Source organism: Marinobacter sp. S0848L, assembly GCF_023016065.1.
Classification (GTDB): Bacteria; Pseudomonadota; Gammaproteobacteria; order Pseudomonadales; family Oleiphilaceae; genus Marinobacter.
Map to the genome: position 1 here is coordinate 1 of NZ_JALKAQ010000017.1, position 25,554 is coordinate 25,554.

General features: G+C 55.8%; 22 protein-coding genes and 1 pseudogene. 14 read left to right on the forward strand and 9 right to left on the reverse strand.

Annotation, left to right across the window (positions count from 1 at the left end; translation table 11 throughout):
• Positions 1 to 152: 152 nt before the first annotated feature.
• Positions 153 to 1,829 (forward strand): dihydroxy-acid dehydratase, encoded by a 1,677-nt coding sequence (gene ilvD, locus MWU64_RS14935; protein ID WP_247065238.1) that lies wholly within the window; start codon positions 153 to 155, stop codon positions 1,827 to 1,829.
• Between the two features lie 48 nt (positions 1,830 to 1,877).
• Here ilvD and MWU64_RS14940 read toward each other — a convergent pair whose 3' ends face one another.
• From MWU64_RS14940 to MWU64_RS14960, 5 genes are all read right to left on the reverse strand, one after another.
• Complete coding sequence (locus MWU64_RS14940) at positions 1,878 to 3,056, reverse strand: acetyl-CoA C-acyltransferase (protein WP_247065240.1); 1,179 nt, start codon at positions 3,054 to 3,056, stop codon at positions 1,878 to 1,880.
• Positions 3,057 to 3,506: 450 nt separating this feature from the next.
• A complete protein-coding gene (locus tag MWU64_RS14945) occupies positions 3,507 to 4,655 on the reverse strand; it encodes an acyl-CoA dehydrogenase family protein (protein WP_247065242.1) in 1,149 nt (382 codons plus the stop codon).
• Between the two features lie 23 nt (positions 4,656 to 4,678).
• Complete coding sequence (locus MWU64_RS14950; RefSeq protein ID WP_223133782.1) at positions 4,679 to 5,440, reverse strand: SDR family NAD(P)-dependent oxidoreductase; 762 nt, start codon at positions 5,438 to 5,440, stop codon at positions 4,679 to 4,681.
• 126 nt (positions 5,441 to 5,566) lie between these two features.
• Positions 5,567 to 6,754 (reverse strand): beta-ketothiolase BktB, encoded by a 1,188-nt coding sequence (bktB, locus tag MWU64_RS14955; RefSeq protein ID WP_247065272.1) that lies wholly within the window; start codon positions 6,752 to 6,754, stop codon positions 5,567 to 5,569.
• A gap of 34 nt (positions 6,755 to 6,788) precedes the next feature.
• The gene (locus MWU64_RS14960) at positions 6,789 to 7,931 is read right to left on the reverse strand and encodes an acyl-CoA dehydrogenase family protein (protein ID WP_247065244.1); all 1,143 of its coding nucleotides are present in this window, start codon (positions 7,929 to 7,931) and stop codon (positions 6,789 to 6,791) included.
• A 122-nt stretch (positions 7,932 to 8,053) separates the two neighbouring features.
• Between MWU64_RS14960 and MWU64_RS14965 the strand changes: the two genes are divergently transcribed.
• The 10 genes from MWU64_RS14965 (at position 8,054) to MWU64_RS15010 (ending at position 20,403) form a co-directional block, all read left to right on the forward strand.
• Positions 8,054 to 9,061 carry an AraC family transcriptional regulator gene (locus tag MWU64_RS14965; RefSeq protein WP_247065246.1) on the forward strand — a complete coding sequence of 336 codons (1,008 nt, stop codon included), beginning with the start codon at positions 8,054 to 8,056 and terminating at the stop codon, positions 9,059 to 9,061.
• Between the two features lie 112 nt (positions 9,062 to 9,173).
• Positions 9,174 to 10,769: a fatty acyl-CoA synthetase gene (locus MWU64_RS14970; protein WP_133006129.1), complete on the forward strand. Its 1,596-nt coding sequence runs from the start codon at positions 9,174 to 9,176 to the stop codon at positions 10,767 to 10,769.
• A gap of 171 nt (positions 10,770 to 10,940) precedes the next feature.
• Complete coding sequence (locus MWU64_RS14975; protein ID WP_247065248.1) at positions 10,941 to 11,381, forward strand: MerR family DNA-binding transcriptional regulator; 441 nt, start codon at positions 10,941 to 10,943, stop codon at positions 11,379 to 11,381.
• Positions 11,382 to 11,429: 48 nt separating this feature from the next.
• A complete protein-coding gene (locus tag MWU64_RS14980) occupies positions 11,430 to 12,596 on the forward strand; it encodes an isovaleryl-CoA dehydrogenase (RefSeq protein ID WP_247065250.1) in 1,167 nt (388 codons plus the stop codon).
• 169 nt (positions 12,597 to 12,765) lie between these two features.
• Entirely contained in the window at positions 12,766 to 14,373 is a 1,608-nt protein-coding gene (locus MWU64_RS14985; RefSeq protein ID WP_247065252.1) for a carboxyl transferase domain-containing protein, read from the forward strand.
• Positions 14,374 to 14,385: 12 nt separating this feature from the next.
• Complete coding sequence (locus MWU64_RS14990; protein ID WP_247065254.1) at positions 14,386 to 15,192, forward strand: enoyl-CoA hydratase-related protein; 807 nt, start codon at positions 14,386 to 14,388, stop codon at positions 15,190 to 15,192.
• Positions 15,192 to 17,180, forward strand: coding sequence for an acetyl/propionyl/methylcrotonyl-CoA carboxylase subunit alpha (locus MWU64_RS14995; RefSeq protein ID WP_247065256.1), 1,989 nt, complete (start codon positions 15,192 to 15,194; stop codon positions 17,178 to 17,180). The genes MWU64_RS14990 and MWU64_RS14995 overlap by 1 nt, the downstream gene beginning before the upstream one ends.
• Positions 17,180 to 18,088 (forward strand): hydroxymethylglutaryl-CoA lyase, encoded by a 909-nt coding sequence (locus tag MWU64_RS15000; RefSeq protein ID WP_247065258.1) that lies wholly within the window; start codon positions 17,180 to 17,182, stop codon positions 18,086 to 18,088. The genes MWU64_RS14995 and MWU64_RS15000 overlap by 1 nt, the downstream gene beginning before the upstream one ends.
• Positions 18,085 to 18,663 carry a peroxidase-related enzyme gene (locus MWU64_RS15005; RefSeq protein WP_247065260.1) on the forward strand — a complete coding sequence of 193 codons (579 nt, stop codon included), beginning with the start codon at positions 18,085 to 18,087 and terminating at the stop codon, positions 18,661 to 18,663. Before MWU64_RS15000 ends, MWU64_RS15005 begins: the two co-directional genes overlap by 4 nt.
• A gap of 57 nt (positions 18,664 to 18,720) precedes the next feature.
• Positions 18,721 to 20,403 (forward strand): AMP-binding protein, encoded by a 1,683-nt coding sequence (locus MWU64_RS15010; RefSeq protein WP_247065274.1) that lies wholly within the window; start codon positions 18,721 to 18,723, stop codon positions 20,401 to 20,403.
• 57 nt (positions 20,404 to 20,460) lie between these two features.
• Here MWU64_RS15010 and MWU64_RS15015 read toward each other — a convergent pair whose 3' ends face one another.
• Positions 20,461 to 20,724 carry a bestrophin family ion channel gene (locus MWU64_RS15015; protein ID WP_247065262.1) on the reverse strand — a complete coding sequence of 88 codons (264 nt, stop codon included), beginning with the start codon at positions 20,722 to 20,724 and terminating at the stop codon, positions 20,461 to 20,463.
• Positions 20,725 to 20,904: 180 nt separating this feature from the next.
• Here MWU64_RS15015 and MWU64_RS15020 point away from each other — a divergent pair, with 180 nt between their 5' ends.
• Together MWU64_RS15020 and MWU64_RS15025 are read left to right on the forward strand one after the other, a co-directional pair.
• Positions 20,905 to 21,618: an SGNH/GDSL hydrolase family protein gene (locus MWU64_RS15020; RefSeq protein ID WP_247065264.1), complete on the forward strand. Its 714-nt coding sequence runs from the start codon at positions 20,905 to 20,907 to the stop codon at positions 21,616 to 21,618.
• A 107-nt stretch (positions 21,619 to 21,725) separates the two neighbouring features.
• Entirely contained in the window at positions 21,726 to 23,033 is a 1,308-nt protein-coding gene (locus MWU64_RS15025) for a short-chain fatty acid transporter (protein WP_247065266.1), read from the forward strand.
• Positions 23,034 to 23,057: 24 nt separating this feature from the next.
• Here MWU64_RS15025 and MWU64_RS15030 read toward each other — a convergent pair whose 3' ends face one another.
• Positions 23,058 to 23,831, reverse strand: a complete 774-nt coding sequence (locus MWU64_RS15030; RefSeq protein WP_247065268.1) for a transporter substrate-binding domain-containing protein — start codon at positions 23,829 to 23,831, stop codon at positions 23,058 to 23,060.
• 3 nt (positions 23,832 to 23,834) lie between these two features.
• Positions 23,835 to 24,236: a GFA family protein gene (locus tag MWU64_RS15035; protein ID WP_247065270.1), complete on the reverse strand. Its 402-nt coding sequence runs from the start codon at positions 24,234 to 24,236 to the stop codon at positions 23,835 to 23,837.
• Between the two features lie 280 nt (positions 24,237 to 24,516).
• Between MWU64_RS15035 and MWU64_RS15040 the strand changes: the two are divergent.
• Positions 24,517 to 24,906 (forward strand): annotated as a pseudogene (locus tag MWU64_RS15040) (IS110 family transposase); the annotation flags it as partial.
• A 321-nt stretch (positions 24,907 to 25,227) separates the two neighbouring features.
• Here MWU64_RS15040 and MWU64_RS15045 read toward each other — a convergent pair.
• Positions 25,228 to 25,521 carry a HigA family addiction module antitoxin gene (locus MWU64_RS15045; RefSeq protein WP_023012140.1) on the reverse strand — a complete coding sequence of 98 codons (294 nt, stop codon included), beginning with the start codon at positions 25,519 to 25,521 and terminating at the stop codon, positions 25,228 to 25,230.
• Positions 25,522 to 25,554: the final 33 nt, after the last annotated feature.

Sequence of the window (25,554 nt, forward strand, 5' to 3'; positions counted from 1 at the left end):
CAGACATCTTTTTCCCTGTCAGAAAATGACTCCGCACCCCGCTACCGGCAGACTTTTTGGGCATAGGCTATTTCATGCGGTTGCACTTGGTTGCTATGTGTTGTTCTCTGGTAGTTACCGTTTTCGATTTCTAACTTATAAGGATGGGGTTCATGGCTACGGATAAACGTCGTCGCTATTCTGCACCGGTGGTAGATGGCATTAATAAGTCTGCCAGCCGGGCTATGTTGCGGGCAGTGGGGTTTGAGGATGCGGATTTCCGGAAGCCTCAGGTTGGCATTGCTTCTACCTGGAGCAATCTTACGCCTTGTAATATGCACATTGACGGGCTGGCCCGTGAGGCTGCCAAGGGTGCGGATCAGGCCGGTGGTAAGAGTCTGATTTTTAATACCATCACGGTGTCAGACGGGATCGCCAACGGGACGGAGGGTATGAAGTATTCTCTGGTTTCCCGGGAAGTGATTGCGGATTCCATCGAGACGGTGGCCGGTTGTGAAGGGTTTGATGGGCTGGTCGCGATTGGCGGGTGTGATAAGAACATGCCCGGCTGTTTGATGGGACTGGCGCGGTTGAACCGGCCGTCGGTGTTTGTCTATGGCGGGACGATTCAGCCGGGTGAGAATCACACCGACATTATTTCGGTGTTTGAAGCTGTGGGTGCGCACGCTCAGGGCAAGATGGATCTGATTGAAGTGAAGCAGATCGAGGAAACGGCGATTCCCGGGGCCGGTTCCTGTGGTGGTATGTATACGGCGAATACCATGGCTTCTGCAATTGAGGCGATGGGGATGAGTTTGCCGGGCAGTTCAGCCCAGAACGCGGTGTCTAATAACAAACTGGCCGACTGCGAAGCGGCCGGTGAGGCGGTGCTGAAACTGCTGGATGCTGACATTAAACCGTCTGACATCATGACGCGCGAAGCCTTCGAAAATGCCATCACGGTTGTTATTACGCTGGGCGGTTCCACCAATGCAGTGCTGCACTTGCTGGGTATGGCGAGTACCGTCGGTGTTGAGTTGTCTTTAGACGACTTTGTCCGGATTGGTAAAACCGTTCCTGTGCTTGCAGATCTTCGCCCGTCCGGGCATTACATGATGTCTGAGCTGGTAGCGATTGGCGGTATTCAGCCGCTTATGAAGATGCTGCTGGATCGCGGCATGCTGCACGGTGACTGCATGACGGTAACGGGTAAAACACTGGCAGAGAACCTGGCCGACGTAACGCCCTACCCTGAAGACCAGCAGATTATCCGGGCCTTCGAGAATCCGGTTAAGGCCGACAGTCATTTGCGTATTCTATACGGCAACCTCGCTCCGGAAGGTTCGGTCGCCAAGATTACCGGCAAGGAAGGCACACACTTCTCAGGCCGCGCGCGGGTGTTTCATTCCGAAGAGGAAGCCCAGGAGCGCATTCTGGATGGCAGCGTTGTCGCCGGGGATGTACTGGTGATCCGGTACGAAGGGCCCAAAGGCGGGCCGGGTATGCGTGAAATGCTGAGCCCCACTTCGGCCATTATGGGCCGCGGATTGGGCAGTGATGTGGCCTTGATTACCGATGGCCGTTTTTCAGGCGGCAGTCACGGTTTCGTGGTTGGACATATCACGCCGGAAGCGGCTGTGGGTGGCCCGATTGCGCTGGTAGAGGAAGGCGATACCATCACCATTGATGCGGTGAACAACTCCATCGTTCTGGAAATCTCTGAAGAAGAGATGGAAAAACGGCGCCAGGCCTGGAAGTCACCAGAGCCCAGAGTGACTCGCGGTGTACTGGCGAAATACGCCCGCACAGTAAGTTCCGCGTCCACCGGCGCGGTTACGGATCTTCCCTAACCTTTCTTTGGAAACTGGCCGGACGTTTCTGCGTCCGGCCCCTCTGCTTTAGATCAGCTCAACCGCAACCGCAGTTCCCTCACCACCACCAATACACAGTGACGCCACACCACGCTTGAGGCCACGCTGTTTCAGAGCGTTAATCAAAGTGATCAGAATCCGGGAACCGGATGAACCAATCGGATGCCCCAGCGCACAAGCGCCGCCGTGCACGTTCACCTTTTCGGCCGGCAACTTCAGCTCGTTAATCGCCGCCAGCGTTACCACGGCAAAGGCTTCATTGATTTCAAACAGATCAACGTCGTCCACGCTCCAACCCGCTTTCGCTAGCACCTTTTCGATGGAACCAATCGGCGCCAAGGTAAACTCCGCGGGCAACCGAGCGTGAGTTGCATGGGCAACAATCCGAGCCTGAGGTGTCAGGCCACGAGCCTCGGCTTCAGCCGATGATGCCAGCACCAGTGCAGACGCGCCATCACTGATAGAACTGGAGTTCGCTGCCGTTACCGAACCGTCTTTGGCGAACGCCGGTTTCAGGTGGGGAATCTTCTCGGGCTTGGCGTTACCGGGCTGTTCATCGGTATCCACCTCGGTGTCACCGCCACGGCCGGAGACAGTTACCGGCGTAATCTCATCGCGGAACCAGCCGTTCTCAATTGCGGCCAGCGCCTTTTGCAGAGATCCAATGGCAAACTCGTCCATGTCTTGGCGAGTGATGTTGAACTTATCCGCCGTGCGCTGGGCGAACACACCCATCAGGCCACCTTCATAGGCGTCTTCCAGACCATCCAGAAACATGCTGTCCATCACCTGGCCATGCCCCATGCGCATACCGGCACGCGCCTTAGGCAGCAAGTACGGAGCCTGGCTCATGTTTTCCATGCCGCCAGCAATCATGATGTTGTTGGTGCCCGCTTTAATTTGGTCGTGGGCCATGATGACGGCTTGCATGCCTGAGCCGCACATTTTGTTGATTGTGGTGCAACCAGAGCTGTCGGGGATACCAGAAGCACGAGAAGCCTGGCGCGCAGGGGCCTGCCCCAACCCACCCGGCAGTACGCACCCCATGATCACTTCCTGCACGTCGGCCGGCTGCAATCCGGACCTTTCAATGGCCGCCTTGATGGAGATAGCGCCCAGTTCAGGGGAACGTACTGAGCTCAAAGAGCCCATCATCCCGCCCATCGGTGTTCGGGCAGAGCCTGCTATTACGACATCGTTGTTCATGAGTGTTGTTCTCCTTAGTAATGAATAAAATTCGGCTAACAAAATCTGGTTATTGTTCTGACTTGCCGATATAGCGGTTCTTGCTCGGGCACCTAGCCTTTAAGGTGTGCGGGCGGGTACGCGGGGTATGGGGTGTTTTTCTTCTGGGAAAAATAACTCGCTTCGCTCAGACATCTTTTTCCCTGCCAGAAAAGCACCCCACACCCCCCTACCGACGGGCAGCACGGGAATGCCCTAAACACTTAAACGAAAAAGCAGTTAGTCATTGAGTTTTATTAACCCAACAATACCCGCTAGTGCCCGTCGGCGCGGGGTGGTCTTTTCATTTTTTGCCAGAAAATGATGTCTGAGCGAAGCGAGTTCTTTTTCAAAAAAAATGAAAAGGCCACCCCGCAAGCCCGCCCGCACACCCCAAAGGCTAGGAGCCCAACTCAGACGCTGGGAAAATAGTCAGCGACCAAGCACCGAACGGGCAATGATCTCTTTCATTACCTCGGATGTGCCGCCATAAATACGCTGCACCCGCGCATCAATGAAGTTTCGTGAAATCGGGTATTCGGTGGTGTAACCGTAACCGCCGAACAGCTGCAGACAACCGTCTGCCACACGGCACTGCATTTCCGTAGCACTGTACTTAGCCATCGAAGCAGTAGGCGCATCGAGCTCGCCGGCCTCGTATTGGCGAATGCACTGGTCTACGAACGCCTTGTTGATGCGGTAATCGGTTTCCATGCGGGCAATTTCGAAACGGGTGTTCTGAAGCTGGCTGAGCTTCTGGCCAAACAACTCCCGCTCCTGAGTGTATTGGATCGTCATATCCAATGAACCGCGGGCTGCAGCAACGCCAAGAGCACCAATCACCAAGCGCTCACGAGGCAACTCACGCATCAAATAGATAAAGCCCTGCCCTTCTTCGCCCAGCAACGCCGAGGCGGGAATGCGCATGTCGGAGAAGAACAGCTCGGAGGTGTCGCCCGAATGCTGGCCAATTTTGTCGATATTTTGGCCAAGGCTGAACCCGGGTAGAGACGTATCGACTAGAAACAGACTGATCCCCTTGGCACCGGCAGTGGGGTCGGTTTTCGCCGCGACGATCACCATGTCGGCATGCTGACCGTTTGTAATGAAGGTCTTGGAGCCGTTGAGAATGTAATCATCGCCATCTTTAACCGCACTGGTGCGCATCGCTTGCAAGTCGCTACCTGCACCCGGCTCGGTCATGGCGATAGCACCGACGGCTTCGCCGGACACCATCTTGGGTAGCCACTGCTGTTTTTGCTCGTCGTTGCCGATATGATCCAGGTACGGCGCTACGATGTCGGAATGCACCATCACGTTGGTGGAAAGCGCGCCAAAACCCATACGAGCCAGCTCTTCGCCGACGACCACCGAATACTGGAAGGGTGCGCCGCAACCGCCACAGTCTTCGGGCACATCAACACACAGCATGCCGGCTTCGCCCAAGGTGTTCCAAAGCTCCCGCGGCACGATGCCTTCCTTTTCCCAGGCTTCGTAATGGGGCGCGACTTCGGTTTCCAGCGCTTTGATGACCGAGTCCCGGAACAGGTTCAACTCTTCTTGATCAACAGGGTTCGTCATACTTGTCACCTGTGGTTGTTGTTTTAGCGTGGTGCCATGCGCAAAGCGCAGTCCAGACGCACGACTTCGCCGTTCAGCAATGGGTTTCGTACCATTTGATCGACCATCATGCCGAACTCTTCCGGCTTACCAAGGCGTTTCGGGAACGGCAGTGTTGCCGCCAAGCTGTCCTGAACTTCTTGCGGCATGCCAGCCAGCATTGGAGTCATGAACAAGCCCGGTGCAATGGTATTCACCCGCACGCCTTCCCGCGCCAATTCACGAGCGGATTGCAGCGTCAACGCCACCACGCCACCCTTGGATGCGCTGTAGGCCGCTTGGCCAATCTGACCTTCATAAGCAGCAACGGATGCCGTATTGATGATCACTCCACGCTCGCCGTCTGCATTCGGCTCGCGCTTCGCCATATCAGCCGCGGCCAAACGAAGAATGTTGAAGGTGCCAATAAGGTTTATCTGGATGACCCGGTTAAACTTTTCCAACGGCATAACGCCTTCGCGACCCAAGATCTTCTCTGCGGGCCCTATGCCGGCGCAATTAATCGCTATACCACAGTGACCGTGAGCTTCTCCGGCAGCCGAGACGGCAGCCTCTGCACTATCCGCAGAAGAAACATCGCAGTGCAGAAAGATGCCGCCAATATCCGCAGCCACCTTTTCACCCTGCTCTTTGTTCACATCCAGAATGGCCACTTTGCAACCCGCCGCTGCCAGTGCTCGAGCCGCGCCCTCTCCCAAACCTGAGGCGCCGCCGGTCACGATAGCCGGAACGTTTTGAAATTCCATAATCCACTTTCCCGTTTATTAGTCTTGTTGCGTTCAGTGCGCTATCGCACTCTGCACATGCTCGCACCTGAAGCTTACGTTAACGTAAACTTTAACCCGAATTCGATATCGGAAACAACTCCGGCTTTAGTCCAACCGCTCGACGATCAGCGCAATACCCTGCCCGCCACCAATGCACATGGTGATCAGACCAAAGCGGCCTCCGGTACGCTCCAACTCAGACAACGCTTTGATAATCAGAATAGAACCCGTTGCTCCCACTGGATGCCCCAAGGCAACCGCACCGCCGTTCGGGTTCACTTTGTCTTCAGGTAGCCCCAGTTCCCGACTAACCGCCATTGCTTGTGCAGCGAACGCCTCATTGGATTCGATCACATCCAGATCCTTTACAGACAGACCAGTTTGCTTAAGCACCTGACGAACGGCCGGTATCGGGCCTATTCCCATAACCTCTGGATCAACACCGGCAAAGGCATAACCCACCAAACGAGCCCGTGCTTTCAATCCTCTTTTTTCAGCTTCAGCCGCACTAGTCAGCACCATTGCCGCAGCCCCATCGTTAATGCCAGAGGCATTACCGGCTGTCACTATGCCGTCTTTGCTAAACGCCGGCTTAAGTGCCGACAAGCTCTCCGCCGTCGTACCTGGGCGAACGTGCTCATCTTGCTTGAACACCATTTCCCTGCGGCCTTGCCTGACCGTTACCGGCACGATTTGATCTTCAAAATAGCCCTGTTCAATGGCATTGGCGGCACGCCGGTGACTTTCTGCCGAGAAAGCATCCAGATCCTCCCGAGTCAGGCCCTGATTAGCCGCTATGCGTTCAGCGGTCATCCCCATATGGCCACTGCCAAACGGGTCGCTGAGAATACCAAGAGTCAGGTCGACAGCCCGACCATCGCCCATACGAAAACCCTTACGCGCATTCGGCAGAAGGTAAGCCCCCTGGCTCATGGACTCAGCGCCTCCGGCCAAAGCCAGACGACTGTCTCCCATCACGATCAATTGTGCAGCACTGATCACCGACTGAACCGCAGAGCCGCACAATCGGTTAACGTTAAGCGCAGCCGAGCTCTTCGGCATACCCACGTTTAAAGCAATATGACGGGCTAGGTACGCATCTTGCGGGCCAGTCGTGATGATGTGGCCAAATACCGAATGGTCGATATCTTCAGCCGCCACACCGGCTCGGCTAACGGCTTCGCGCGCCGCAACTGAACCCAATTCAGCCGGAGTCAATCCGCTGAGGCTACCCCCGAAGCTACCGATCGCGGTGCGGGCACCGTCAAGGATGACTACGTCTGTCAGTTTCATCATGTGTTACTCCTAGTCGTATTTTTCGGAATCGTTATTTGCCCAGCATGGAACGGGCAATGACCTCTTTCATAATTTCCGAGGTACCGGCATAAATCGTCTGAACACGGGCATCTACAAAGAAGCGAGAAATCGGATATTCCAGCGTGTAACCATACCCCCCGAACAATTGCAGGCATTCGTGGGCAATATCACACTGCATTTCAGTCAGCATCAATTTCAGAACCGCGGCATCGGTCGCATTCATGCAGCCCTGATGGTATTTGGCAACACACTGGTTCAGGTAAGCTCGAGCCATATCAATACGAGCACGAGCCTCTGCCAGTTTGAAGCGGGTATTCTGAAAATCAGCAATGCGCTGGCCGAAGGCTTGTCGCTGTTGCACGTAATCGAGTGTCAACGCCAGCGCACCCTCCGAGGCACCGATGGCCTGAGCTCCAACACCCAAGCGTTCCCGGGGCAACTCCTGCATCAGATAAGCAAAGCCTTTACCTTCTTCACCCAACAAAGAGTCTTCGGGCACGATCAGATCAGAGAAAAACAACTCAGCAGTATCGCTGGCATGCTGGCCAATTTTTTTGATGCCCTTGCCACGGGAAAAGCCTGGTAAACGAGTATCCACCAGAAATAGCGAGACACCTTTCGCGCCAGCTTGAGGATTTGTTTTCGCGCACACTATTACCAGATCAGCCTGCAAACCGTTAGTGATAAACACCTTGGCCCCATTAATCTTCCAGCCCTCTACGGTGCGCTCAGCGGTGGTTCGCATTGCAGCCAGGTCGCTGCCTGCACCCGGCTCGGTCATAGCAATCGCACCCAGTACCTCACCCGAACTCATCCGCGGTAACCAAGCCTGTTTCTGCATTTCAGAACCTAAATGCAGGATATAAGGCATCACGATATTGGCGTGAATGTTGTAACCCGAAGCCAATCCACCGAACCCCATACGAGCCGTTTCTTCGATGGCTAGCTGGCTGATTTCAAAACTCGCCCCCGCGCCGCCATACTCTTCGGGCAAATCAATACCCAGCATGCCAGCCTCGCCCAACGTATTCCAAAGGGTTCGAGGGAGCTCACCGGCTTCTTCCCACTGCTCGTAAAAAGGTGCCACTTCCTGCTCCAGAGCCCGAACAATCATCGTCTGGAAAAGTTCGGTCTCAGCCTGTTCTTTTGGCATGTGCGTTCTCGCCATTGATTCAATGAGTTAAAAGAGGCCATCATTTAACTCCGTATCGCGAAGGGCTAGAATGATCCTACTTGCCGAAAAAATTGACCTGTTAGGCACTAACACGGAACCCAATGGCCAAACCCCATATTGCAAATCACTACCTGCAAGCCACGATACGAGGGGCTCAGCGCCAGGGCCATGATGCCTGCTCGCTGCTGACTCAGGCTGACATTCCCAATGACTGGCTGGGCCACCCGGAGCAACTGATCACCGAGCAGCAACTGACGCATCTGATCAAATCGGTCTGGCGCGCTACTCGGGATGAGTTTCTGGGAATGTCATCGGAACGCTGTAATAACGGCACCTTTGCGCTCATGTGCGAGTACTGCATCAGCTCTGCCACACTGGGTGCAGTTCTTCGAAAAAGCGCCCATTTTTACCGGATTGTCTGCAACAACCTGGACATTGCCATGGAGGCCCACGACAAACAGGTATTTTTTCGCCTGCATCTCAAAGATGCCCGGAACGATACCGACCACCTGCTTCAGGAATTTCTCATTCTGATGTGGGAGCGAATGTCGTGCTGGCTCGTTGACCAACAAATCCCCTTTGCCCACACACAATTCAACTACCCGGCTCCCTGCCATGAAGCTGAATATCAAGCCATGTATCCGGGAGAGTTAAAATTCAATCAAGGCGTATGCGGATTCCAGTTGCATGAGAAATACCTTCACCTGCCGGTTGTGCGCAACGAACAAGAACTCCGGGAATTCCTTCAGGCTGCTCCCGCCTATATCTTGCACCGCCCCAGCCAGGACGAAAGCCTTCGTTCGCGAATCCAGGCACTGCTTGCGCGACACGACTACGCGGACATGCCAGGTCTAACAACTCTTGGGGAGCTCCTGCACATGACCCCCCGAAACATTGGTCGCAAACTGCAGGATGAAGGCACCTCGCTTCGAAAAATCAAGGAGGCTCAGCGCAGGGAACACGCCGTACGCCTGATGACCACCGAAAACCTGAGCATTGCCGAAGTCAGCGAACAACTGGGGTTTTCAGAAACCGCAGCCTTTTCCCGAGCGTTCAAACGCTGGACTGGTTGCTCACCCACCCGATGGCAAAGCAACCACAACCACTAGCTCCTTGTCCTATCAGGTCAACTTTTTCGACCAACAGGGTCATTCCCTCAAGACCTAGGTCTTTGACTTAATGACAGGCAAACTGACAAACAACAAGCATAAGAGACAGAGTATGGTTAATTCCGTGAACACCTTGGCTGCGGACAGCCAGAGCGACGTCCATCGCGCCTTACGCAACACCATTGGCGATGCCATAGCCCGCTCCGCAGCATGCCATCGGAACAAAATTGCCCTGGCCTTCTCAGATCGACAGTGGAGCTACAGCGACGTTGAAGCCGCCAGCAACCGCATCGCCCATCAGCTGTTGGCGATGGGCCTAAACCAAGGCGACCGAGTAGCCGCTTACGGAAAAAATTCCGACGCATACGTACTGCTGTGGCTGGCGTGCAGCAAGGCGGGGCTGATTCACGTGCCGGTAAACTACGCATTGGTCGAACACGAACTGGTTTACGTGCTGAACCAATCCAGCGCTCGCGCACTTTTTTATGACACCGACTTGCGTGCTCAGGTGACAGCCGTGAGCTCTGACGTTCGCATAGACTATCAAGGCACCCTTCACAACGCAGACGGCCAGCATGACATCCTCGCCATGGCTCGCTCCGACGCCAGTGCTCAGCCACCGGAAATCGAACTGGCCGATACCGACGTCGTACAGATTTTATATACCTCCGGCACCACGTCAGACCCCAAAGGCGCCATGCACACCCACCGCTCTTTGCTGACCGAATACGGCGCAACTCAGTACCATCTGGACATTCGCTCCGACGACCGCTGCCTGGCCGCTCTGCCGCTATACCATTCGGCACAAATGCACGTTTTCATGATGCCCATGCTGCTGACTGGAGGTTACACACGACTCATTAGCACACCAACGCCTGACGCCATTCTGAGCATGCTAACCGACGAGCAACTGAACGCATCCTTTGCACCACCGACGGTATGGATTGCTCTGCTACAGAGCCCGACTTTTGATGCCAGCAGGCTCCAACACCTGAACAAGATTTACTACGGCGCGTCGATCATGCCGGAACAAGTCGTCCGCGATCTTGCTGAACAACTACCCGAAGCAGGGCTCTATAATTGCTACGGCCAAAGTGAAATCGCGCCACTCGCGACCGTTCTGCTACCCCATGAACACGCTGAGCGCCCCACTTCTGCTGGCCGCCCCCTGCAAACCGTGCTGACCCGAATCGTTGACCCGGTCACCGGGCAAGACTGCCAAATTGGCGAGCAAGGTGAGATCGTCCACCGGTCGCCACAATTGATGGTGGGTTACTGGGACAAACCCGAAGCCACCGAAGAAGCGTTTAAAAACGGGTGGTTCCACTCCGGAGATCTCGGTTACCAAGACGACGCTGGCTATATCTACATCATCGATCGCATCAAAGATGTCGTTAACACCGGCGGTGTATTGGTGGCCAGTCGAGATGTTGAGGAAGCGCTGTACCAACACCCTTCTGTTGCCGAAGTCGCCGTCATTGGTGTTCCCGACGAAAAATGGATCGAAGCCATCTGCGCCATCACCGTGATACGAGACGGCCACCCTCACGATGCCGATGCCCTACTGGCCCACGCCAAAGCTCAACTGGCAGGGTTCAAAGTCCCAAAACACATACACTTTGTAGACGAATTACCAAAAAACAGTGCCGGCAAACTGCTCAAACGCACATTAAGAGAGCAGTTTGTGAATTCAACTAACGAAGCCTGAACATCCCCGGCACCCGGTATCGGGTGCCCCTCCCCTCCTTCTCGCCCGCAAAACACGTACAATTCTCCGCCGATCAATAGCATACGCCTCAAATCAGGTTTTAACCCAAGAACACACTTTACGTTAACGTAAACTTCAACTAACCTAAGAAAAAATCTTACGAGAATAGCCATGAGCGACAAACGAACCTTCAGCATCAGCGAGCTCTCTCAAGAGTTCGACATCACAACCCGGAGCATTCGCTTCTATGAAGACCAAGGCCTGCTGAAGCCTTCCCGGCGCGGCCAGACCCGAATCTTCAGCACCAAAGACCGTGTCCGTTTGAAACTGATACTGCGGGGCAAGCGCATGGGGTTTTCTCTGGGCCAAACCAAAGAGCTGTTTGACCTCTGGGACGAAACCCTGACCGGTAACGAGAAACAACTGCTGAAAATGCTGGAAATTCTGGCCGACCGGCGAGCGCATCTGGAACAACAAAAAGCCGACCTCGCCATGGCCGAAATGGAAATGGACAACGCCGAAGCAAGATGCCGAGAGGCGCTTGCCGAAGTACAGAAAAAGAAAGAAACCCACAGTCAGGGCACTAAACAACATGAGGATACTGCCACCTAACGAGTGGCAGATAATCGAAACTCAACAACAAATAACAGGTAGCCGACCATGAAGTCACAATACTCAGAGCTGAATTTCGGCCTTGGCGAAACTCTCGACATGCTGCGCGAGCAAATTAACGGCTTCGCCACCGCTGAAATCGCACCCCGCGCCGAAGAAATCGACCGCAACAACGAATTCCCCATGGATCTGTGGCGGAAAATGGGCGACATGGGCTTGCTGGGGATCACCGTCAAGGAAGAATACGGCGGCTCCGACATGGGCTACCTCGCGCACGTAATCGCGATGGAAGAAATCAGCCGTGCGTCCGCCTCTGTTGGCTTGTCTTACGGCGCCCACTCGAACCTGTGCGTGAACCAGATTCACCGCAACGGCACCGAAGAGCAAAAACAGAAATACCTGCCAAAACTCGTCAGCGGCGAACACGTCGGTGCACTGGCCATGTCTGAGCCCAACGCCGGCTCCGACGTCATCTCCATGAAACTCCACGCCCGGGACGAAGGCGACCACTACGTCCTCAACGGCAACAAAATGTGGATCACCAACGGCCCGGACGCAAACACCTACGTCATCTACGCCAAAACCGATCCGAAAGGCGGCTCCAAAGGCGTCACCGCCTTCATCGTAGAACGCGACTACCCCGGTTTCAGCCGCCATCAAAAACTCGACAAACTCGGCATGCGCGGCTCCAACACCTGCGAGCTGGTATTCGAAGACTGCAAAGTTCCGAAAGAAAACGTCCTCGGTGGTGTCGGCAACGGCACTAAAGTCCTGATGAGCGGCCTCGACTACGAACGCCTCGTGCTATCGGGCGGCCCGCTGGGCATCATGCAAGCGGCCATGGACGTAACCGTGCCTTACATCCGCGAGCGCAAACAGTTCGGCCAGGCCATCGGCGAGTTCGAACTGGTACAGGGCAAAGTTGCCGACATGTACACCTGGATGAACAGCGCAAAATCTTACGTCTACATGGTCGCCATGTCCGCCGACCGCGGTGAGACCACCCGCAAAGACGCCGCCGGCGCCATCCTCTATTCCGCCGAGATGGCCACGAAACTGGCACTGGATGCGATCCAGCTGCTCGGCGGCAACGGCTACATCAACGAATACCCCACTGGCCGACTGCTGCGGGATGCCAAGCTGTACGAAATCGGAGCGGGTACGTCTGAAATCCGCCGCATGCTAATCGGCAGAGAGCTGTTCCTGAACAAGTAAAACCCAAAGACTCCAGCTCCCAATGTACGACAAGGGGCTGGAGGGGCGGCGTTCCGAAAATGTCGTAGGCCATGGATGGCCGAAGAGAAGCGCACACGGACGTGCTTGTAGCGGTTTTCGGAACGCCGCCCCTCCAGCCCCGCGCCCCCAACGCGAGGGACCACGACAAATGACAATTCTCCAAAACAAAATAAATCCAAGATCGGACGAATTCCTGGCCAATCAAGAGGCTATGCAACAAGCTGTCGCCGACCTCCGGAACAAAGTCGATAAAATCCACCAGGGCGGCGGGCCAGATTACCAAAAACGCCACACAGACCGAGGCAAACTCCTGCCCCGCGAGCGCATTAACCGCCTACTGGACGACGGCTCGCCCTTCCTCGAAATCGGCCAGTTCGCCGCCTACAACGTCTACGACGAGGAAGTTCCCGCAGCGGGCGTTGTCGCAGGCGTCGGCCGCGTCTCCGGCACCGAATGCATGATCATCGCCAACGACGCCACCGTAAAAGGCGGCACCTACTACCCGCTAACCGTCAAAAAACACCTGCGGGCGCAGGAAATCGCCATGGAAAACCGCCTGCCCTGCATCTACCTGGTGGACTCCGGCGGCGCCAACCTACCCAGGCAAGACGAAGTCTTCCCTGACCGCGATCACTTCGGCCGCATCTTCTACAACCAGGCCAGAATGTCCGCCGACGACATTCCCCAGATTGCCGTCGTTATGGGCCTCTGCACCGCAGGCGGCGCCTACGTGCCCGCCATGGCCGACGAATCCATCATCGTACGCAATCAAGGCACCATCTTTCTGGCCGGCCCACCATTGGTGAAAGCCGCCACCGGTGAAGTCGTCAGCGCCGAAGACCTCGGCGGTGCCGACGTCCACTGCAAAATCTCAGGCGTTGCCGACCACTACGCGGAGAACGACGCCCACGCTCTGGAAATTGCACGCCGCTGCGTTGCCAACCTGAACCGCCGCAAACCCGTACCGGTTGAAGTGCAAAAACCCAAAGCGCCGCTCTACGACCAGAACGAAATCTACGGCATCGTCGGCACCGATTTACGCAAACAGTTTGACGTGCGAGACGTTATCTCGCGCATCGTCGACGGCTCCGAATTTGACGAATTCAAACGCTACTACGGCTCCACCCTGGTCACCGGTTTTGCCCACATACACGGCTACCCGGTCGGCATCATCGCCAACAACGGCATCCTGTTCAGCGAATCCGCCCAGAAAGGCGCGCACTTCGTCGAACTCTGCTGTCAGCGCAACATCCCTTTGCTGTTCCTCCAAAACATTACCGGCTTCATGGTCGGCCAGAAGCACGAAGCCGAAGGCATCGCCAAACACGGGGCCAAAATGGTGATGGCAGTGGCCTGTGCCAACGTACCTAAAATTACCGTCCTGATTGGCGGCAGCTACGGTGCCGGCAACTACGGCATGTGTGGCCGAGCCTACAGCCCGGATTTCCTGTGGATGTGGCCCAACGCCCGTATCTCCGTAATGGGTGGTGAACAGGCTGCCGGCGTGCTGGCTCAGGTACGCCGTGAAGGCCTGGAGCGCAAAGGCCAAAGCTGGAGCGCCGAAGAAGAGGCTGAATTCAAAAAGCCGATCACCGAAACCTACGAGCACCAAGGCCACCCTTACTACGCCAGCGCACGGCTCTGGGACGACGGCGTCATTGACCCAGCCCAGACTCGCGAAGTGGTCGCATTAAGCCTGTCTGCCACCCTCAACCGACCCGCCAAGCCCACGCGCTTTGGCGTGTTCCGCATGTAAAGGAGCGCCGACATGTCACACCAACACTCAGCGGTTCTGATGCACCAGCGGGATAACGGTATCTCGGAAGTCGTGCTCAACCGGCCGGACAAACGCAACGCGTTCGACGACGTTGTCATTCAGCAGCTCATTCAGGCTCTTGAATACGTTGACCGCGATCCGGAAACTCAGATTGTCATCCTGCGCTCTGAAGGCAAGCACTTCTCTGCGGGTGCAGACCTCGGCTGGATGCGGCGTATGGCCGACAACACCCGCCAGGAAAATCTGGATGACTCCCGCGAGCTGGCCCGGTTGATGAACATCCTCAACCACCTCTCCAAGCCGGTGATCGGCCTGGTTCAGGGTGCCGCCTTCGGAGGAGCGGTAGGCCTCGCAGCCTGTTGCGATATCGTACTGGCAACCGAATCCGCCAGCTTCTGCCTGAGCGAAGTCAAACTTGGCCTCATCCCTGCCGCCATCAGCCCATACGTAGTGAGGGCGATTGGCGAGCGACAGGCGCGGCGGTATTTCTTGTCAGCCGAAGTGTTCAGCGCGAGCGAGGCACAACAGTTCGGGCTGGTACACATTGTGTGCGACGACGAACAAGCCCTGCAGGCCCGATGCACCGAACTACTGAAACACATGGCCAACAACGGCCCCGAGGCCATGAAAGCCGCCAAGGACCTGGTCTTTGCCGTTAGCCACAAGCCCATTACCGCAGAATTGATCGACGACACCGCACAGCGCATCGCCGATATCCGCGTGGGTGAAGAAGGTCAGGAAGGGCTCAGCGCCTTCCTGAACAAACGAAAGGCCAGTTGGATTCCGGAGACACAATAATGTTTAACAAGATCCTGATTGCCAACCGGGGCGAAATCGCCTGCCGGATTATCCAAACCGCCCACCGTATGGGCATCCGATGTGTGGCCGTATATTCCGAAGCGGATGCCGATGCCCGGCACGTCGCCATGGCAGACGAAGCCTTTCTGATTGGCCCCGCTGCCAGTTCCGAAAGCTACCTGAAAGCCGACAAGATCATTGAAGTCGCCAAAGAAAGTGGCGCTCAGGCCGTGCATCCGGGCTACGGATTCCTGTCTGAAAACACCGACTTCGCGGAAGCCTGCGAAGCCAACGGTATTGCCTTCATTGGCCCGCCCTCTTCAGCCATTGCCGCCATGGGCTCCAAGTCAGCCGCCAAAGCGATTATGGAAGAAGCCGGTGTGCCTTTGGTGCCGGGTTATCACGGCAGCGATCAAAACCCCGAGCTGCTGAGAAAAGAAGCGGAAAAATGCGGCTTTCCATTGCTGCTGAAAGCGGTCGCCGGTGGTGGCGGTAAAGGCATGCGAGTGGTCGAAAACATGGGCGAGTTTGACGACGCTCTGGCGGCTGCCAAGCGTGAGGCCAAGAACGCCTTCGGCAACCCCGACATGCTGATTGAACGCTACCTGACCCAGCCTCGGCATGTCGAGATTCAGGTGTTCTGCGACCAGCACGGTAACGGCATCTACCTGGCAGAGCGCGACTGCTCGGTACAGCGCCGACACCAGAAAGTACTGGAAGAAGCTCCGGCTCCGGGCCTGAGCGAAGAAACCCGAAAAGCCATGGGTGACGCTGCCGTTCGGGCCGCGCAAGCCATCAACTACGTGGGTGCAGGCACTGTCGAGTTTCTGTACGACGTAGACGGCTCCTTCTTCTTCATGGAAATGAACACCCGTCTGCAGGTAGAGCACCCAGTCACCGAGATGGTCACTGGCCAGGATCTGGTGGAATGGCAGCTGAAAGTGGCTTGGGGCGATCCCCTGCCCTTGGTGCAGGAACAGGTTAAAACCCGCGGCCACGCCATCGAGGCGCGTATCTATGCGGAAGATCCGGACCAAGACTTCCTGCCGGCTACCGGCACCCTTCGCTACCTGAGCACCCCGGCCGAATCCGCTCACGTGCGCGTGGATACAGGCGTAACCGAAGGCGACGATATCAGCATCCATTACGACCCGATGATCGCCAAGCTAATCGTCTGGGACGAAACCCGGGGTCAAGCGGTCAACCGCATGGTCCAGGCGCTGGAGCATTATCGCATTGCCGGCCTGAAAACCAACATCCGGTTCCTGCATGCAACCGTGGACAGCCAACCTTTCCGCGAAGCGGACCTGACCACCAACTTTATTGCCACTCATGAAACCTTGCTGTTTCCAAAGCCAAAACTGGATCTGGACAAGGCCTTGGTGCTGGCCGCCGGCTTTATTCTGGAACACCGGAAATCTGTGGAACCGGTTACCGCTGATCCGTGGTCGCCGTTTGGCCGCAAGAACAGCTGGCGCATGAATTCGGAATTCGCACAGCCACTGTCCTTACAGGTGGGTGACGATATCCACGAGTTGAAAATTCTGGAGCGGGACGACCGATATCAGGTTCTCGTTGACGGCAGCGTTTACCACTTGAATGCCCGCCTGGACGAAGACTACCTGCAAGCGGTTCTCAATGGCCACCGCTTGAGCGTACACGGCAACCTGCACAATAACGAGCTGGTGCTGTTCTACGAAGGTGACACCTTCAAATGCACCGTTTACCAAGAGTCTTACGGCCTTGAAGATGTGGCTGGCGAAGGCAGCCTGGCCGCCCCCATGAACGGTGCCATTGTGGCCGTACAAGCCAAAGTAGGCGACAAGGTAACCGCCGGACAAAGTCTGGTGATCATGGAAGCCATGAAAATGGAGCACGCCATTAAGGCACCGGCCGACGGTGTGGTCAGCGAAATTTTCTACGCCGAAGGGGATCAGGTAGCCGAAGGCGCGGAATTAATCGCCATCGACACCGAGGAGGCAGAGTAATGGCCTTTCCGAAACAGGTTCGGCTGGTGGAAATGAGCCCCCGGGACGGTCTGCAGAACGAACCCGGCGAAGTGATTGCCACCGCCATCAAAACCGGGTTGATTGACCGACTGGCGGATTGCGGCCTGAGCCACATTGAAGCCGCCAGCTTTGTGTCGCCAAAATGGGTGCCGCAAATGGCGGATGCAGCCGACGTTATGGCCCTCATCAACCGCAAAAACGGCGTTCGATACTCGGCCCTCACCCCGAACCTAAAAGGATTCGAAGGTGCACTGGCAGCAAAGGCCGATGAAATTGCGGTCTTTGGTGCGGCTTCGGAGGCGTTCACGCAAAAGAACATCAACTGCAGCATTGCCGAAAGTCTGGAACGGTTCGCCCCAGTTATTGAAGAAGCCCGCAAACACGGCATCCCTGTACGTGGCTATGTATCAACGGTTATGGGCTGCCCATACGAAGGCGACATTGCGCCGGAAAAGGTCGCCACCGTGGCCAAAGCACTGTACGACATGGGCTGCCACGAGATCTCATTGGGTGACACCATCGGTGTGGGCACACCGCTGAAAGCCAAGCGCATGCTGGAAGCCGTTGCGGCGGTCGTTCCGATGGACAAACTGGCCGCTCACTTCCACGACACCTACGGTCAGGCTCTGGCCAATCTTTACGCCGTTCTCGAAGAAGGCGTCGGCGTGATCGACGGTTCCGTTGCCGGGCTGGGCGGCTGCCCCTACGCCAAAGGCGCATCCGGCAACGTGGCCACCGAAGACGTGCTATATCTTCTGAACGGTTTGGGCATAGACACCGGCGTTGACCTGAACAAACTGGTTGCCACCGGCGACTGGATCAGCCAGCAACTAAACCGCCATAACGGCTCGAAAGTCGGTCAGGCACTAGGAGGACACTGCCAATGAACAAAAATAACAATGTGGTTGCACTGGACTTGCCGATCCCCGAGATCAGCGATCTGCCCGAAGATACTAAAAAATACTTTGAAATCTGCCAGGAAAAGCTGGGCATGATCCCCAACGTGCTGACTGCCTACAGCCAGAACCTGCCCCAACTTGATGGCTTTACCCGCCTGTACAACGAGCTGATGCTGGGTGAAGGCGAACTCTCCAAGCTGGAACGGGAAATGGTCGCCGTGGTCGTTTCATCCGAAAACAAGTGCTTTTACTGCCTGGTCGCCCACGGCGCAGCAGTCCGGGTACTCAGCGGCGACCCAGCCCTTGGCGAACATCTGGTAATGAATTACCGCAGCGCCAAACTGGACCCACGGCAGCGTGCGATGCTCGATTTCGCATCCCATCTCACCCGCTCACCGGCCACGGTTGCCGAGCAGGAAATTCAGGCGCTGCGAGATGCCGGGTTCAGCGACAGGGCCATTTGGGACCTGAGTAATCTGGTCGGTTTCTACAACATGTCTAACCGGGTTGCGATCGCCAGCGACATGCAACCCAACCCGGAATATCACAGCCAGAGCCGCTAGCAAACACGCAACTTGCCAGCGCTCGACTACAAAAACAATGGAGGCAGTGAGATGAGTATGACTCTCCCCAGTTACACCAGCGGCGTCGCCGACAAGCCCCTGCTGGGCATGACCATCGGCGACATGCTGGACCGAACCGCGCAACAATACCCAGACAACGAAGCCTTGGTGTGCCTGCATCAAGACATTCGCTGGAGCTATCGCGAATTTGTCGAGAAAGCGAACGAAGCCGCCCGTGCTTTTCTGGCCATTGGCGTGAAAAAAGGCGACCGGGTGGGTATCTGGTCACCCAACCGTTACGAATGGACTGTCACCCAATTTGCCACCGCCAAAGTGGGCGCGATTCTCGTCAACATCAACCCTTCGTACGGTGTGCATGAATTAAAGTACGCCTTGAATCTGGCAGGCATTAGCGTGCTGGTGACTGCGGACAGCTTCAAAGCGTCCAACTATCGCGAGATGCTCTACCAACTGGCACCAGAGCTGAAACAAAGCGAACCCGGCAAACTGAATGCCAAAGATGCGCCAGACCTGCGCGCCGTGATTAACGTTCACGAAGACAAACACGACGGCATGTGGACCTGGCAGGAATTTCTAGGTTTTGCCGATCAGGCATCGGCAGCCGATCTGAAAAAGCGCCAGAGCCAGTTGCAGTTCGATGACCCCATCAACATTCAGTTCACCTCCGGCACCACGGGCAACCCCAAAGGCGCCACCCTCACCCACCACAACATCCTGAATAACGGGTATTTTGTGGGCGAAAGCCAGCGCCTGACCGAAAAAGACCGCCTGGTGATCCCGGTGCCTTTGTATCACTGCTTCGGCATGGTGATGGGCAACCTTGGCTGCATCACCCACGGCAGTGCCATGATTTACCCCGGCGAAGGTTTTGAACCTAAAGCCGTCCTCCAGGCGGTACATCAAGAAAAGGCCACGGCGCTCTACGGTGTGCCCACCATGTTCATCGCCGAGTTGGCGGAACCGGACTTCGATAGCTACGACCTGTCCACGCTTCGCACCGGCATCATGGCAGGCTCCATCTGCCCGGCCGAGGTGATGAAAAAGGTCAACGGCAAGATGAACATGAAAGAAGTTCAGATTGCCTACGGCATGACAGAAACCAGCCCGGTGTCCACCCAAACCAGCTCTCTCGACCCGTTCGAGAAGCAGGTCACCACAGTAGGCCGCACTCAGCCACACCTGGAAACCAAGATTGTCGATCCGGGCAACGGCAACGTTGTACCTAGGGGCGAAATCGGTGAACTGTGCACCCGCGGCTACAGCGTGATGCTGAAGTACTGGAACAACGAAGAGAAAACCCGCGAAGCCATCGACGAAAACGGCTGGATGCACACCGGCGATTTAGCCACCATGGACGATGAAGGCTACGTTCAGATTGTTGGCCGCATTAAAGACATGGTGATCCGGGGCGGCGAAAACATCTACCCGAAAGAAATCGAAGAGTTCTTCTACACCCACCCTGCCATCGAGGAAGTACAGGTTACCGGCATCCCCGATGACAAGTACGGTGAAGAGCTGATTGCCTGGGTGAAGTTCCGGCCCGATGCCGAGCCGGTCAGTGCCGACGACCTGCAGGAGTTCTGCAAGGGCAAAATTGCGCACTTCAAGATTCCACGCAACTACAAGTTTGTGGATGAATTCCCGATGACGGTCACCGGGAAAATCCAGAAATTCAAAATGCGGGAAGTGTCGATCGAAGAGTTGGGGCTGACGAAATAATGGGCCCACAACCCTGATGAAACCAAAGGCCTCCGGAATATCCGGGGGCCTTTTTTCTTATTGCAGCTGAAACCCGACCGGCTGCAGCGGATCAGGCGCCGGTTCACCTAGCGCTTCGGCAATGCTGATTTCATGTATCCGGCAAATGGCATCCAATGGCAAGTCGTTCGCGTGGCGGCCAAACGGAAACTCCAACTGCTCTGACAACCGGTCCAAGCCAAAGAACGTATACGCCACAACCTCTCCCGCCTTCTGGAGCATGAATGCCGCGGGATTCTGCGTCCGCAATGCCGCGTCCACTAATTCCTTAGACAATGACAAAGGCAACTCCAAACGATTCAGCAAGTCTCCAATACGGGCCGAGACCCTATCGATAAGGGCAGAATTACACCACATCGCCGACGGCAGCAGCAAAGCCTTTCACAAGTATGGGCAACGACTATCCCCTCTCGACAGGCTTCGCGCTATGATGATTTATCCCATTGATTCGAAGGACTCCACATGCACGCACCGTTCTGGCTGACCACCGCCTTGCTGTCTCCGATATTGCTGTATCAAGGCAAACGAGCCCGGCGAGTCACCCCCAGATTGCCAGAAGCCAGCGGAGCAAAGAGCGGCCAGTATGGCGAAGGGACGCCCGAGTTTCGCTTACTGGTGATTGGTGAATCGACGGCTGCCGGAGTTGGGGTTGCCACCCACAGCGATGGCCTTGCCAGCCAGTTGGCCCTCCGGCTTAACCAGCGCACAGGCAAAACGATTGGTTGGCAAACCTTCGGCGTGAACGGCATTCGCCTCGGCAATCTCCTGCAAACCCTGGCCTCAGAAAACCTGCCACCCGCGGATTCGATCGTGCTGAGCATGGGCGTTAACGATACCACCGGCTTTACCACCCGAGCCCAATTCCGGCAGCATCTGAAAACATTACGCAGCGCAATCGCGCCACTCTCTCAGGCACCGATCACGTTGCTCAGCGTGCCACCCATGGAGAAATTCAGCGCGCTGCCGTCACCGCTTCGACACGTTATGGGCTGGCGAGCAAGACAGCTGGACCGGATTTACCAAGAACTTGCCCTACAAACGCCCGCCGATTTCCGCTACCTGAACTACCCGACCGTCGAAGATCCTTCCCTGCTTGCCAGCGATGGTTACCATCCCAGCCAACGGGGTTATCAGTTCATTGCAGAGGCTCTCGCGACGCGCGACTGGGGCGTTTAGCCCCGCTTTTCAGATCAGCGATTCCGATATTGGCCTTTGGTCGACAATACGCTCTCCTTGTTGCTTGCTAACATAGCCAAGTTAAAAAAATAACAATGGAGAACAGTATGTTAGAGCGCGCATCCAAACCCATGGTGAGTCTGGTAGAGAAGTATCTGCCCGACCCTTACCTATTCGTGATTATCCTCACCCTGCTTACGTTTATTTCCGCCATCGCCTTCGAGGGTCATGGTCCCATGGCGGTTGTCGAAATGTGGGGCAACAGCTTCTGGAACCTGCTGACGTTTTCCATGCAGATGCTGCTGGTGCTGGTGACCGGCTTCATGATGGCCAGCACACCGCTGGTTCGCGGGATACTGAACCGCATTGCCAGCCTGGCGAAAACCCCCGGGCAAGCCATCGTTCTGGTGACCTTCATTGCCTTGGTGGCAAGCTGGATCAACTGGGGCTTTGGCCTTGTGGTGGGTGCACTGTTTGCGAAAGCGCTGGCTCGCCAGATCCGGGTTCACTACCCTCTGCTGGTGGCCAGTGCATATTCCGGCTTCATCGTGTGGCACGGTGGGCTGGCCGGTTCAATCCCGCTGACCATTGCCACAGACGGCCATTTCAGCGCGAGCGCCATCGGCATTATTGATACCAGCGAAACCATCTTCGCCTTCTTCAATCTGGCCATCGTTGTTGCGCTGTTTATCGTGGTACCACTGGTGAATCGCCTGATGCTGCCGGCAGAGAGCGACAGCATTTATGTGGACCCCAAACTGCTGGATGACGAGCCCGATACTGCGGTGGTCATCAACCGCCCCGCCGACCATCTGGAGAACAGCCGGATACTGGCGTGGTTGATCGGCTTCAGCGGTTTGGCCTTCATCTTTCAGTATTTTCTGGATAATGGCGGCCTGAACCTGAACATTGTGAACTTCATGTTCCTGTTCATTGCGATCATCCTGCACCAGACACCAAAGCGCTTGCTGGCAAGCCTGAATGAAGGTGTTAAAGGCGGAGCCGGTATTGTTATCCAGTTCCCCTTCTATGCCGGCATCATGGGTGTAATGACAGCATCCGGCCTGGCGGCCAGCATTTCTGCAGGATTTGTATCCTTCGCATCGGCCGAGAGCCTGCCGTTCTGGAGCTTTATCAGTGCAGGGCTGGTGAACATCTTCGTGCCATCCGGCGGCGGCCAGTGGGCCGTGCAGGCTCCTGTAATGCTACCCGTTGCTCAGGAGCTGGGCGTGGATATTCCGCGAGTTGCCATGGCCGTAGCCTGGGGCGATGCCTGGACCAACCTGCTGCAACCCTTCTGGGCGCTGCCAGTGTTGGCCATTGCAGGGCTAAAAGCCAAAGACATCATGGGCTACTGCCTGATGCTGTTGATCATTACCGGGGTCATTATCAGCATCGGCCTGACTTGGCTCTGACAGGCCTTTCGCATACAAATAGCCCTACTTGTCCGACATAATCGAAATGCGCCGGTCCGGCAACGGCAGGATCGGCAGCATGGCCTCCACATCGATCTTATAGGTCGCGAAAAACGCTTCCGCTGCTTCAATCAGAGCCGCTTCGGTTTTCAGAATGCCAAGATAGACCGGCCATTCGGTGTCTACCAAGTCTGTATTGTAAGCAGCCGCATCGAAATTTCCGTGCAACGCCAAAAACCGAAACTCCGTTTCGTTCATGACAATGTAATCACAACGTTTCAGCAGAAACATGCGAAGCATGTGCTGAGCGTTGTAGGCGTCCAGGCGTTCCAGGTTGTTACCGATTCGTCGCTCGAGCCCATCACTGTAGACAAACCATTTACGCAGACAGATACGGCCCTTGAGGTCATCAAATGAAGTCGGTTGTTGGCCTGGCTGCGCAAACACGCGGTCACGCCAGGTAAACACTGGCCCAACGGATTGCATTCGCTCCGGCGACGGCATCCACAACGGGTTTGCAAAAACGGCGTTGGCAATCCCTTTTTCCAGAGCCCAAGCTTGGCGTTTGCGCGCCATCGGGCGGAAATGGGCGGTGATACCGGCCTCCAAGGCGAACTCGTTCATCACCTGAACGAAAATGCCGTTGTCTAGATTTTTACCGTAGTAGAACGGCAGAAAACCATCGTCTGCGCCCATAATACGTAGCGTTTGGGACGCAGCTGGAAGGGTCCACAAAGCTAAAATGATCAGCAAGCCTAATCTCATCGAGCACCCTTCAAGGACGTAGGTTATTCCCATAGCTCAATCCGGCAGTCCCTCAAACTCTGGCAATTCCCCAAAATTACCATCCCAAGGAGCTTTGCGGGATAAAAAGATATGCGCTGTTGGCGCCATAGAAATATCAGTGTCTAAGCACCCCGCGGGAACCACGAGCAAACCTGCGTCCTGAGTGCTTGGCAATGCCGAGCCACACAACTTACAAAAGCTTTTGTTATGGCGAGTACCTGGAAGTGTAAATGACATCACAGCACCTGCACCCGACCGCCACACTAATTTAGCTGACTGTGAGAAGAGGTTCGCCGCATAAGCCGAACCGGTATCTTTTTGGCAATGCTGGCAATGACACAGGTAAAAGTTATCAAAATCACCGTTTACCTCAAAGCTTACGGTGCCGCACAGACAAGAACCGGAATGATTAGTCATCAGAAACTCCTACCTGACTTGTGGGTATAAAACACGTAACACTTGTATTTTGCGGCGCCCAAAGAAAAAGCGCACCCCTCGCCGGAAAAAAGCTTAAAGCTCCCAACGTCATTATTTTTTCTCACACAATGCCCATGGCCCTATCCAATGAGAGGCGTAACACTCAAGGCACCAATCAACGAATTTTCGGGTAGCTTCTTCGTCACAAACTCCAAGACGGAGAACTTCATGACTTCTGGATCACTGAGCATTGCAGTGAGCACCGGAACGTCTTGAAGGGCGGCTGATGGCCATTCCTGGCATTGGCCCACAAACAGCCACTGCGATATTGGCCAGTGCGCCCGATCCCAGACAGTTCAAAAGCGGACGACACTTCGCCGCCTGGCTTGGGCTCGTACCCGGGCAGTACTCGACCGGAGGCAAGCCCCGGCTGGGTAGACTCACCAAACGCGGGGACAAGTACCTGCGAACATTATTAATTCATGGCACCCGAGCGGTGATTGCCAAACTCGCCGACAAACACGATCAACTCAGCGAGTGGGCCAAAGGATTGGTGGAACGCCGCGGCTACAAACGAGCCGCCGTGGCATTAGCCGCAAAGAATGCCCGGATTATCTGGGCTTTACTGATGAACCAAACCGAGTTTAAAACACAGCCTGTGGCAGGCTGATAAAGGGCAACAACGACAGGCAGAACACGCCTGCCAGCCGAGTCTTGCAACGGCAAGCGATGACGGAACGGTCAGACCGAGAGTGATTGAACCTGTTAAGCCTTGCGGCTAATACAAGCCGACTAACGAATGAGGTCATCACTCACACGCATCATCATCCTGGCCCGGGCAACAATGCCCACACAGAGGCCGAATGTAGAGCTGCAGTCTCAAACCGCTTCGGAATCAAATGGCGTTGCTTGACCGCAGGGGGAGTCCATGTAGCTTGGCTTTGCGGCGTGCCGGAGCGCCAGCGCAGGCGCGTCTGACAACAGCCACTGGTTAAGCTGCTTCGAAGTCCAGGCGATGAATACCATCCAGATTGACTGTACCGCGAGCCACCCATAGGTCATACATATCTTGCATCGCCAACCAGCTCTCAGGAGTACGCCCGAGAACCTTGGACAGCCGCAAAGACATTTCCGGGCTAATACCACTATCCCCTTTGAGCAGCCGAGACAAAGTAGAAGGTGAAACGCCCAGACTGGAAGCAAGCTGACGAGAGCTGATACCGAAAGGCTCCAGGTACACCTCGCGAATGAATTCACCAGGATGCGGCGGATTATGCATAGTCATTAGTGATAATCCTCATAATCAAGAATGTAGGCG